Here is an 11,838-nt window from a genome sequence, read left to right as displayed (position 1 = left end):
TCAGGGGATCGCGAAGAAGGATGGCCTGGCCATTCAGGGCGGCTCCAACGGCGGGCTGCTGGTGGGCGCCGTCGTCAACCAGCGGCCTGATCTCTTTGCCGCCGCGGTCGCGCAAGTCGGCGTCATGGACATGCTGCGCTTCGATCGCTTTACGGCGGGGCGCTATTGGGTCGATGACTACGGCTATCCGGACCGCGAGGCGGATTTCAAAGTGCTGCGTGCCTATTCACCCTATCACAACATCCGCGGCGGCGTGGACTATCCGGCGATTCTCGTGACCACGGCCGATACGGACGATCGCGTCGTGCCCGGCCACTCGTTCAAGTACACGGCCGCGCTGCAGGCAGCCGCTCTTGGCAGCAAGCCGCACTTGATCCGGATCGAAACCCGCGCCGGTCACGGTTCCGGCAAGCCGACCGACAAGGTGATCGAGGAAGGTGCGGATATCCTAAGCTTCATTGCGCAGTGGACGGGGCTGGCCGTGCCAGAGGATACGGAAAGCCGTTCAGAAAAGTAGATTGAACCCTGAATATTGACTGCATAGCCAGTTCAGCGCCGCATCACGCCGCGCTGGCTAGATCCTCTTCATGGCCGGACAATCGGGTCCGGCGGGAAACGAGGATGATAAGCCATGCAGACCCTTGCGAAGACTTTGATCGGGACAGCCGCAGCCGGTGTCATGGCGGCTGCGGCGGCGGCTCCGGCGCAGGCCCGCGATTTCGACGATGGCCGGTATGATAGCCGCTACGACCACCGCCGCGGCGTGAATGCGGACCGCGCGGTACAGCGGTGCGTTGCCGCCGCCACTCGCACGGCCAATCGTTACGCCTACGGCAGCCGCGCGCGTGTGACCGATATCCGCGATGTCGACCACAAGCGCTACGGCTACAAAGTCGAAGGCCGCATTGCTGTGAACACGATGGGCCGTGACTGGCGCGGCAGGGATCGCTCCTATGGCTGGAGCCATGGCGTTCGCGGTTACGATTCCGGCCGGTTCGTCTGCAAGGTCGATTATCGCGGACGGATTGCCGATCTCGATTTTTCAGGCATCCGCGGGCTGTAACCAGCGCGCCGCCGCAATGGCGGTTCATGGCGAGGAAAGCATGGACCGCCTATCGTTCGAAAGCTGGTCCGGAATGCAGTGTGCAGGCCGGGTGTGGGATAGACACCGATGACGATTTTGCGTTCACGTACTGCTGCTTCGCTGGCTGCCATCGCGGCCTTGGCCATGACGGCGAGCCCGGCCTTCGCGCATGGATACGGCGACTGGCACCCTCATCGCCATCACGGCGGAGGCGGCGGCGATCTGCTGGCAGGGCTGCTGATCGGCGGCGCGGTTGTCGCGATTGCGAGCGCAGCCAGCAAATCGAACAGGGAAACCGTGCGGGAAGAGCCTGCCGACTATCCGGCCGGCCCCTACGATTCGTCCAGAGAGCAGGGCTATGCCGAAGTCCCGCCGATGTCCGGCTATAGCGGCCGTGACTATCCGGGGGGCGACTATCCGGGCGGCTCGCGCATGGGCGCCAGCTTCGATGGTGCTGTCGATGCCTGTTCCAGCGAGATCGAGCGCGGCGACCGGCGTATCGGTTCGGTCGATAACGTGCGCCGGATGGGCGAGCGCTTCAGCGTCGAAGGTCATCTGGAAGACGGGCGCGGCTATGCCTGCAGCGTCGATGACAGCGGGCAGATCCGCTCCGTCGCGGTCGATGGGCACGCGATGATCTGATTTACTCGGCGCCGCGATGGGCCGGCAGGCCGAGCGACCAGTGGATCGCCGCGCCGCGCAAGGCAAAGCCTGCCACCACGGCCAGCGCCCAGGTCAGGCCCGGTGCCAGCCCGATCGCCATTCCGGTCGCGGCTAGCCCCGCTGCCAGCGCGGCGGCCGTGACGTAGAGTTCGGGCCGCATCAGGATCGAGGGCTGGCCGGCCAGCACGTCGCGGATGATGCCGCCCACGCACCCGGTCACGACGCCCATCAGCATCGCCGGGACCGGCGGCACGCCCCAGGCCAGCGCTTTGATCGTGCCGAGGACCGAATAGACCGCGAGGCCGAAGGCGTCGGCCCAGTCCAGCGCGCGGCCTTCCCACCAGCGAACCGGGGTGAACCAGGCGACCAGGGCGACGGCAAGACATACGGGGGCCACAGTGTGGTCATGCACCCAGAATACCGGCGCGCCGATCAGCAGGTCGCGCACGGAGCCGCCGCCCACGCCAGTTACCAGCGCGAAGAAGGCCACGGTCACGAAAGTCTGCCGCAGCCGTGCGGCCGCGAGGGCACCGGTGAGCGCGAAAACGGCGATCCCGATCAGGTCGAGGGCAGGGGGCAGGGCAGGTGCGGCCGGATGCATGGCAGGGGCTTTATCACGCCGGGGGCGGCTTGACTGCCTGTGAAATGGGATGCGCAAAGGATCGGGGAATCCGGCAAAGCGGCCGCGCGGCCCGCGAAATGCCGGCTGCTGCAACCGGTGCCTCGCCAGCCGGTCCGAGGCTGGGCTTGCGCCCGCACGCAAGCGGGGTAGGTTGCGGCCATCTCTGAATTGACGGAAATCCCCCCAATGAAAGCTATGAAACTTCTTTCTCCCGCAGCGCTGCTGCTGGCCAGCGCGGCTTGCGTGCAGGGGCCGGTCGAGGCGGCGTCCACGCCGGTGGCTCCGGCCGAACCGGCTTACGATCTCGCCGCGCAGAGGGCGAAGCTGGCGACGATCACGATGGATGTCGACACGGCCTTCCTCAATCCCGAGCAGCGCGAGGTCGTGAATCTGCTCATCAAGGCGTCGGACCTGCTGAGCGAAGTCTATCTGCGCCAGCGCTATGCCGAAAACCCGCAAGTGCGCCGCGCCATTTCGATGAACCGCCGCGCCGACCGCGATCTGCTGGTCGAGATGTTCGACCGCAATTTCGGCCCGTGGGACGAACTGGCCGAATTGCACCCGTTCTGGGGCACCGCGCCGATGCCCGAAGGGGCGGGGTTCTATCCCGAGGACCTTACGCGGACCGAACTCGAAACCTATATCGCCGCCCATCCCGATCAGAAGGACGCGCTGCTCAGCCCCTATACCGTCGTGAAGCGGCAGGGGGACAAGCTGGTCGCGGTGCCTTATTCGGTGGAATACAAGCAGTGGCTGGAACCGGCGGCTGAGCTGCTGGAACAGGCGGCCGCGAAGACCAGCAATCCCAGCCTCAAGACGTTCCTGACGCTGCGCGCCAAGGCCTTTCGCACAGACGATTACTTCGAGAGCGAACTGGCGTGGATGGACCTCAAGGACACGCCGATCGAAATCGCGATCGGGCCCTACGAGGTCTATACCGACCGCCTGATGGGGGCGAAGACCGCGTTCGAAAGCTTCGTGACGCTGAAGGATCCGGCGCAGTCCGCCGCGCTTGCCAAGTACAAGAACTACCTCAAGGACATGGAAGCCAACCTGCCGATCGAGGACAAATACAAGAACTTCCAGCGCGGTTTCGTCAGCCCGATTGCCGTGGCCGAGCAGGTCCATGGCGGCGGCGACAATGTGCCGGGCGTGCAGACCATCGCGTTCAACCTGCCCAACGATGAACGCGTGCGCGAGGCCAAGGGGGCGAAGAAGGTGATTCTCTCGAACGTGCTGGGCGCCAAGTTCGAGCGTATCCTGAAGCCGATGGGCGCATTGGTGCTCGAAGCGGATCAGGCCGGGCTGGTGGACAAGAAGTACATGCAGTTCGAAACGCTGTTCCACGAACTGTCGCACAGCCTCGGGCCGGGCACGATCGTGGTGAACGGTGAGAAGACCACGGTCGACAAGGCGCTGAAGGAACAGAATTCGGCGCTGGAGGAAGCCAAGGCCGATGTCGCGGGCGTGTGGAATATCCTGCTGATGATGCAGAAGGGGGAGCTTCCGGCGGCCGAGAAGCCGCAGCTCTTCGCCACTTACTTCACCGGCATTTTCCGCGCGGTCCGCTTCGGCGCGGTCGAGGCGCATGGCAAGGGCGCGGCGCTGCAATATGCCTATCTGCGCGCGCATGGCGCCTTCACCTATGATCCGGCGGCGAAGCGCTACATCGTGGATGACGCGAAGATGGAGGAGGGCGTGCGCAGCCTGCTGCACGATATCCTGATGCTGCAGGCGCTGGGCGATTACGAAGGCACCAAGACCTTCATGGCGAAATGGGCGAAGCTCGATCCCGAGGCGGAAGCCGCGATCGCATCGATGGATACGATCCCCGTGGATATCAAGCCGGTCTATCCGGACGCGATCTGACTGGAATGCGATGCCCTCTCCCCTTCAGGGGAGAGGGTTGGGAGAGGGGGCCCCTCTCAACTCCGGCTAGTGCCCTGAGGGCACAAGCCTGCGTATCTCTCCCCTGAAGGGGAGAGAATCCCAATACGGCTTGGCCTCAGTGCGGGACCGTGCCCAGTTCGAAGCCGGTCTTGTCGTGCAGGGCGAACTTGTCGACGATGTCGGCGCTCGCTTCGTTGTAGCCGATCACTTTCACGTCGGCCCCGCCCTTGGCGAGCTTGCCGACGATCTTGTCCAGCGCATCGACCGAGGAAATGTCCCACAGGTGGGCGTGGGTCATGTCGATCGTGACTTTGGGGGCAGTTTCCTTCTCGGTCTGCATCTGCTCGATGAAGCGGTGGACCGAGGCGAAGAAGATTTCGCCCGAGACACGGTAGGTCGCGGTCTGGCCGTCGGCGCTGACTTCTCGCGCGACGCGGAACAGGCGTTGGACCTTCTGCGCGAAGAAGATGCCCGAGAGCAGCACGCCCGCGCCCACGCCCATCGAGAGGTCATGCGTGGCGACGACGACCACCACCGTGGTGATCATCACCACCGAGCTTTGCCAGGGATGGCGGCGCAAGTTGGGGATCGAGTTCCATGAGAAGGTGCCGATCGATACCATGATCATCACGGCCACCAGCGAAGGCATCGGCACTTGCCCGACCCAGGGGCCGAGGATCGCGAGCAGGATGAACAGGAAGAAGCCCGCGATGAACGTCGAGAGGCGCCCGCGCCCGCCCGAAGTGACGTTGATCACCGATTGTCCGATCATCGCGCACCCGCCCATGCCGCCGAACAGGGCCGCGACGATATTGGCGATGCCCTGGCCCCGGCACTCGTAGCGCTTGTACGAATCGGTGTCGGTCATGTCGTCGACGATCTGCGCGGTCAGCAGCGATTCGAGCAGGCCGACGGCCGCCATGGCCCCGGCGGTGGGCGCGATGATGCGCAGCGTTTCCCAGGTGAGAGGCACATGCGGCAGGCCGAAGCTGGGCAGGCCGGAGGGCAGTTCGCCCATGTCGGCCACGGTGTGGACCGGCAGCCCCAGCCCGATCGAGATCACCGACAGAACGAGGATCGAGACCAGCGGCGAGGGCACCGCGGTCGTTACGCGCGGGAACAGATAGATGATCGCGAGGCCGGCGAGTACCATGGCGTAAGTGTGCCAGGTCACGTCCATCAGCTGCGGCAATTGCGCCATGAAGATCAGGACCGCGAGCGCATTGACGAAGCCGGTGATGACCGAGCGCGAGACGAACTGCATCAAGAGGTTGAGCCGCAGCAGCCCTGCCACGATCTGGAACACGCCCATCAGGATCGTCGCGGCGAAGAGGTATTCGACGCCATGCTCGCGCACCAGCGGCCCAACGAGCACCGCAACTGAAGCGGTGGCCGCCGAGATCATCGCGGGGCGACCGCCGGTAAACGAGATCACGATGGCGATCGCCACCGAAGCCCACAGGCCGACCGCCGGATCGACGCCGGCAATGATCGAGAAGCCGATGGCCTCCGGGATCAGGGCCAGCGCCACGACGATGCCGGCAAGAACGTCGGCTCGGATGTTGCCGAGCCAGTCCTGACGGAAGTTCGAGATGAAAGGCATAAGTTCGTCCAGCCGCAAGGGGCCATGCCACACGCGGACGCAGGCTCGGCCGATTTCGGGAAGGCGAGCGCCTTCGCACCCGCAGCAAATTTCGCGGGCGGCCATGCCTGATCGGGGGGAGAAGGGCAAGGTTGGGGCGTAAATCCTCCCTGTCCCCGCAGGGGATGGGGAGGGGGACCGCGACGCGTAGCGGCGTGGTGGAGGGGCTTGAGTGCCTTGCCCCTCCGTCATTCGCTGCGCGAATGCCACCTCCCCATTTCCTTCGGAAACAGGGAGGATTGTCCTGTCGCTACTCCGCCGCTTCGTTCATCGCCTCGGCCTCGGCGGCCTGCCGTGCCCACATCTCGGCATAGAGGCCTCCGAAGCGCAGCAGTTCGGCGTGGCTGCCGCTTTCCGCCAGCCGCCCTTCGTTGAGTACGAGGATCTTGTCCGCATCGGCGATGGTCGAAAGCCGGTGCGCGATCGAGATCGAGGTGCGATGCTCGGCCACGCGATGCAGGGTGGCGAGGATGTCCTGCTCGGTGCGGGTGTCGAGCGCGCTGGTCGCTTCGTCGAGCAGCAGGATTGGCGGGTTCTTCACCAGCGTGCGGGCAATCGCCACCCGCTGTTTCTCGCCGCCCGAGAGCTTGAGGCCGCGTTCGCCCACTTCGGTGTCGAATCGCTGGGGCAGGCGGCCGATCAGGCCCATCAGCGCGGCGCCTAGCGCGGCGGCCTCGACGTCCGCCTGCGTCGCATCGTCGCGGCCATAGCCGATGTTGTAGCCGATAGTGTCGTTGAACAGCACCGAATCCTGGGGGACGATGCCGATCGCGGCGCGCAAGGAGGCTTGCGTCACTTCGCGGATATCCTGCCCGTCGATCAGGATGCGCCCGCGTTGCGGATCGTAGAAGCGGAACAGCAGCCGGGCGAGAGTGGACTTGCCCGCGCCCGAGGGCCCGACGACGGCGTAATTCTGGCCTGCCGGCACTTCGAACGAGAGGCCGTGGAGGATCGTGCGGTCGGGCTCATAGCCGAACACGACATCATCGAAGATCACTGACGGCTTGCGGATCACGAGCGCCGGAGCGCCGGGCTTGTCCGAGACTTCGACATCGGTATCGAGCAGGCGGAACATTTCGGCCATGTCGATCAGGCCTTGCCGGATCGTGCGATAGACCATGCCGAGCATGTCGAGCGGGCGGAACAGCTGCGTCAGGTAAGTCTGTACGAAAACGAGCTGGCCTGCGGTGTACTTGCCTTGATACCAGCCCCACACTGTCCACGCGAGCGCGGCCGCCATCAGCAGGTTCACCACCACGGCCTGCGCGATGTTGAGCATACCGAGCGAATTCTCGCTCTTCACGGCAGCCACGGCATAGGCGCGGGTGGCCTGGGCGTAGCGTTCTTCCTCGCGGTGCTCGGCCGAGAAGTATTTCACCGTTTCGTAGTTGAGCAGCGAATCGACCGCGCGGGCCAGTGCCTGCCCGTCGAGCCGGTTCATCTGCTCGCGCAGCTTGGTGCGCCATTCGGTGATCGTGCGCGTCACCCAGATATAGGCGGCGATGGCCACGGCGGTCGCGGCGACGAGGCCGGGGCCGAAGTTCAGATAGAAGATGACCGCGACCACCGCGAGCTGCAGCACGGTCGGCGCGATGTTGAACAGCATGAAGTAGAGCATCGTGTCGATGCTCTTGGTGCCGCGCTCGATCGTCTTGGTCACTTCGCCGGTGCGCCGCGCGAGGTGGAAGCGCAGGCTCAACCGGTGGAGCTGGCCGAAGACGTTTTCCGCCAGCGCGCGCGTCGCATCCTGCCCGACGCGTTCGAACACGATGTTGCGCATGTTGTCGAAAGTGGTCTGGGCGAGCCGCCCGGCGGCGTAACCGAGCACGGTCCACATCGCGAGCTGCACCAGCTTGGGGCCGGTCGCGCCCATTGTGTCCACTGCCCACTTGAGCAGATAGGGCAGGGTCAGCTGCGTCGCGGTCGAGGCCAGGATGAACAGGCAGGCGACGACGATCCGCCAGCGCAGCGCCTTGTTATCGGCGGGCCAGAGATAGGGCAGGAAGCGCAGCAGGGTACGCCAGCCATCGTGGCGGGCATTCGGATCGCGGACGGCGGTATCGGGTGGCATCGCCGCTATTTAGGGTTCCTGCCGCCGGGCGCAATCGCAGCAGGCATTATCCCGGCAAATCGAACAGGATCTTGTGCGAGGTGAAATCGATCGCGACGCGCTTGAATGCGCGCAATTCGCGCATTCCGAGGAAGATCGCGGGGTGCGTGCGCAGCCCCAGCTCGCGAAACGCGGGGGCATCGGCATAAGCGATAGCCACGTTGTTGATCGTGAGATTACTGACCTTGAGTTCGCGCGCGAACCCCACATTCGCCGTGAGTTCATGGCCGGTGACGCTTGAGAGCGTGGCGACGCCCTGGGTATTCCGGCGCATGGCCTGTTGCAGGGCCAGATTGCCGACCGTGGTGCTGGCTCCGGTATCGACGACGACATCGACCCGCACGCCGTCGATCACGGCATTGGTCATGATCAGCCGGCCGGAGCGCTTGCGGGCGTGCACGACGATTTCATAGCCGCTGCTCCCGCCCAGTTCACGGGTCCCGCCGATGGCGATCGTGTTGTGGGTGAAGTCCAGCAGCACGCGCTGGTTCTGTAGGCTGTCGGTGCCGAGAATGCCGTCTGCGCCGATATGCTGGTTTTCCAGCAGCGGCACCACGAGGCCGTAGAGTTCCTGCCGCCCGAAGCCGAGCGTATCGACATGGGCCGTGCCCACCCGGCCTTCGCCGGCCATGCCGACGATACGCACCTGAGGCCCGGGCATCAGGCCAAGGCTGCCGGCCAGTCTGGTCGAAACCACGGTGCGCTGCGATCCGGTGTCGATCAGGAAGCGGTAAGGCCCGGAGCCTTCGACCGCGACATTCACGGTCATACGCTCATAGAGGTCGGCTTTTCCCTGAAGGGTTTCGGCCCCCTGAAGCGTTTCGGCATTTTCGGGCGCGGTGGGTGGCACGGGCGTTGTGCCCAGGATCACCGGATCGGCGATCAGCAACGCCAGCGCAAGCGCTGTTCCAGACATATCCTACTCCGGCGGGCGTGTTGTCCGCCCTGTGTTTTTCCAGGCAGGAATATTATCACGATTGCAGGCGAAACGCCACAATTCAGGCGAAATGGAGCTTCAGCCGTTCGCGAACCGGGCGCAGCACATGCAGGGCCATGCCGACCAGATCCTCGCGCGCCGGATGGCGCAGCAGGAAGACTGCACCGAGCCAGGCCATGCCCGAGACGGCGGCGGTCAGCACGAAGTCGATGAACCCCAGGGTCGCGGGGCTGCGCCACATCATCACGGCATAGAGCGCCGGCAGAATCGTGATCAGCGCCACGCCCAGGCTTGCAGAATAGATGCGCAGCATCGTGCGCCAGCTGAAGCCGACCAGATCGCGCATCCAGAACGCGTAGAGGCAGAACCAGCCCACGCCATAGACGATGCGCGAGGCCGCTGCGGCTTCGATGCCGATCGTCGCGCCCGCTATCAGAGTCGTCACGGAAAGCGCGGTATCGGCAAGGTTGAAGTAGAGCAGCTTCTTCAGCTGGCCGAGCAGGATCGGCAGGTCCATGTGCAGCGGCAGCGCCACAAAGCAGCACTCTGCCAGGGCGACGAACGCGAGCAGCGGTGCGGCCTCGGCCCATCCCGGCCCGTAGAGCAGCAGGATCACCGGTTCGGACAGCACGGCGAGCAGGGCCATGGCGGGCCAGACGATCACGCCATGCGCGGCCACGACGCGTTCGTAATAGGGGCCCAGATCCTTGTGCTCGTCGCGCAGGCGGGCGAAAGTGGGATAGTAGATCGCGCCGACCGCACCGGCCACGAGGTAGTGCAGCTGTGAGGCCAGCGCCACGCCGCGGCTATAGAGGCCCGCTGCGTTCATGCCCTGCAGGCGCCCGACGATGAGATCCGGCGTGCGCATACCGATTCCGCCGGAAAGATAGAGCAGGGCACTGCTCGATCCGAAGCCGACGATTTCCCGGGTGCGATCGAGCTGGATCCTGAGGCTCAGCGGTGTCGGATGGAGCCATTGCGCGATGGCGGCGCGCGTGGCGGCCTGCGCGATCATGGCCCATGCCAGCGATTCGGCGGAAAAGCCGAGTGCGGCCAGCGTCAGTGCGCAACTGCTGTTGGCCAGGGCGCCTGAGGAATTGACCAGAAACGTCCCGCGGAAATCGAGCCGGCGCGAGAGCAGGGCCACTGGCACGATGCTCCAGGGATTGATCAGGTAGGACGCCGCGATCAGCCCGAGAATGCCGAACAGGCGCGGTTCGCTGTAGAACAGCGCGACCGGCCAGGCGACCGCCATGATCAGGGCGGCGAGCACGAAGGAAAAGGCAACCGCGATGACCGTGCAGTGCCGCACGGTTTCCTCGTCCGCGGTCGGATGCCGGCCGAGGTAGCGGGTAAGGCCGAAGTCCTGAATGATCGAAAGGATCATCGCTGCCGCCAGTGCGACAGAGAACAAGCCGATTTCCTCGGGCTTCAGGAAGAAGCGCGAGATGATGACCGAAGTGACGAACTGCAGGACGAATTGCGAATACTGGCTGCCCGCCGCCCACAGGGCCGCCGACTTGACGCTGGCGTGGCCGCGTCCGCTGTCGTCCGTGGATTTGGCCTCCATGGATGCGGTCCCCGTGGTTTTGGCCGGCGGGGATTCGGCCAGTGAGTTTTCCGGGGGAGGGGGCGCGCCGTCCATGTTCGTGTTCAGACTGCGTGGGACGTCGCGTGAGAGGTCGCGAGAGTGGAGGCCAGGCGCAGGGCGCGCACCGGCTCGCCGAATCGCAGCAGCCGCAGGACCGTGCGCCACATGCCGTCGCGCCGGCCGCCATCGCGCAGATGGCTGACGAGCAGGTCGAATCCTTCGTCGCGCATGGCACTTGCCGAATAGCGGACGCCCAGCGCGACCTGCTCGCGGACGCGGCGGGATATCCCGGGCCGCCCGAACAGGGCATCGAGATCGGCGATCGGCGGCAGGCGGCTGAGCGTTGCCGTGGGATCGGGGCGGCCTGCCTGCCGTTCTTCCCAGGCGATCCGCGCCACGACACTGCCGATCTGTTGTTCGGTGGCATGACGGGAGGAGACCTGCCCCGGATAGCGCCTGTAGCGCAGCAGCCGTTCGGGAATGTTCCCCAGCTTGGTGACGCCTGTGAGCCGCAGCCACAGATCGAAATCCTCGCAATGCCGGAAAGCGGCATGATACCCGTCGACCGAACGGACGGTGTCTCGCCGGTACATGGCTGCCGGATGGCAGATCAGCTGGCCGCCTGTCTCTATGGCCTTGAGCAGTTCCTCGTGGGTAAGCGGATGGTCGTCCATGCCATGACGGACCAGGGGCTCTCCGTCTTCGCCGATATCCTCGCTCCAGGATCCCACGACGCCGTAGTCAGGATGCTGCTCCAGAAAAGCGATCTGCTTGGAGAAGCGGTTGGGCCTGCAGATATCGTCTGCGTCCATGCGGGCAATCACCGGGGCCTTCGCGATGGCGATCATTTCATTGAGGCTGGCGATCAGACCGCGATTCTCGCGCAGGATCGGCCGGATGCGCGAATCCATCTCCGCGTAACGGCGGATGATTCGCGGGGACGCGTCGGTGGACCCGTCATCGACGATGAGAAACTCGAAATCCGTAAAGTCCTGGGCCAGCACACTCTCTATGGCGGACGCGAGATAGCGCTCACCGTTATAGACGCTCATGGCCACACTGATCGCCGGAGTCGGCATTGATTGGAAATTCCCGGTTTTGGCGGGCCCGTTGCAGCCCAGTGTGCACTCGCTTCTGGTTAGCCGCTTCACGGTAAACAAACCGTAAGATCGTGAATCGGGACAAAAGAGGGGCCCGCCAGGCAGGGGGCTGTCGTTGAAACGGCGGGGATTCGCCCCATATGGTTAGGGCAAGACGAGGTTTCCCTAGGATTTCCCAGCGTTTCGAGCGGTTCGAAAA

Annotated in this window: 10 protein-coding genes; 4 read left to right on the top strand and 6 right to left on the bottom strand. The window is 64.8% G+C overall.

All coding sequences use genetic code 11. The annotated features are described in order from the left end of the window. The 3 genes from NN5_RS22335 to NN5_RS22325 form a co-directional block, all read left to right on the top strand. On the top strand, positions 1-517 hold a 517-nt coding region (locus NN5_RS22335; protein ID WP_157081276.1), incomplete at its 5' end, for a prolyl oligopeptidase family serine peptidase. Positions 518-631: 114 nt separating this feature from the next. Continuing rightward, positions 632-1,063, top strand: coding sequence for a hypothetical protein (locus NN5_RS22330; RefSeq protein ID WP_067738464.1), 432 nt, complete (start codon positions 632-634; stop codon positions 1,061-1,063). A 108-nt stretch (positions 1,064-1,171) separates the two neighbouring features. After that, positions 1,172-1,726, top strand: coding sequence for a hypothetical protein (locus NN5_RS22325; RefSeq protein ID WP_245656663.1), 555 nt, complete (start codon positions 1,172-1,174; stop codon positions 1,724-1,726). 1 nt (position 1,727) lies between these two features. On the opposite strand, the gene NN5_RS22320 is transcribed toward NN5_RS22325, so the two are convergent. Then, entirely contained in the window at positions 1,728-2,348 is a 621-nt protein-coding gene (locus tag NN5_RS22320) for a trimeric intracellular cation channel family protein (RefSeq protein ID WP_067738461.1), read from the bottom strand. A gap of 216 nt (positions 2,349-2,564) precedes the next feature. Here NN5_RS22320 and NN5_RS22315 point away from each other — a divergent pair, with 216 nt between their 5' ends. Next, entirely contained in the window at positions 2,565-4,238 is a 1,674-nt protein-coding gene (locus NN5_RS22315) for a DUF8614 domain-containing protein (RefSeq protein ID WP_067738458.1), read from the top strand. 136 nt (positions 4,239-4,374) lie between these two features. On the opposite strand, the gene NN5_RS22310 is transcribed toward NN5_RS22315, so the two are convergent. From NN5_RS22310 to NN5_RS22290, 5 genes are all read right to left on the bottom strand, one after another. Further along, positions 4,375-5,862, bottom strand: coding sequence for a SulP family inorganic anion transporter (locus NN5_RS22310; protein ID WP_067738467.1), 1,488 nt, complete (start codon positions 5,860-5,862; stop codon positions 4,375-4,377). Positions 5,863-6,151: 289 nt separating this feature from the next. After that, positions 6,152-7,972: an ABCB family ABC transporter ATP-binding protein/permease gene (locus NN5_RS22305; RefSeq protein ID WP_067738455.1), complete on the bottom strand. Its 1,821-nt coding sequence runs from the start codon at positions 7,970-7,972 to the stop codon at positions 6,152-6,154. 46 nt (positions 7,973-8,018) lie between these two features. Then, the gene (locus NN5_RS22300; RefSeq protein WP_067738453.1) at positions 8,019-8,927 is read right to left on the bottom strand and encodes a retropepsin-like aspartic protease; all 909 of its coding nucleotides are present in this window, start codon (positions 8,925-8,927) and stop codon (positions 8,019-8,021) included. 82 nt (positions 8,928-9,009) lie between these two features. Next, positions 9,010-10,518 (bottom strand): oligosaccharide flippase family protein, encoded by a 1,509-nt coding sequence (locus NN5_RS22295; RefSeq protein ID WP_067738450.1) that lies wholly within the window; start codon positions 10,516-10,518, stop codon positions 9,010-9,012. Positions 10,519-10,601: 83 nt separating this feature from the next. Beyond that, complete coding sequence (locus tag NN5_RS22290) at positions 10,602-11,618, bottom strand: glycosyltransferase (RefSeq protein WP_067738447.1); 1,017 nt, start codon at positions 11,616-11,618, stop codon at positions 10,602-10,604. Between the last annotated feature and the right edge of the window lie 220 nt (positions 11,619-11,838).

Source organism: Novosphingobium naphthalenivorans NBRC 102051, assembly GCF_001590985.1.
Classification (GTDB): Bacteria; Pseudomonadota; Alphaproteobacteria; order Sphingomonadales; family Sphingomonadaceae; genus Novosphingobium; species Novosphingobium naphthalenivorans.
Note: the sequence above shows the minus strand (reverse complement) of the source record. Positions and strands in the feature narration are given on the sequence as shown.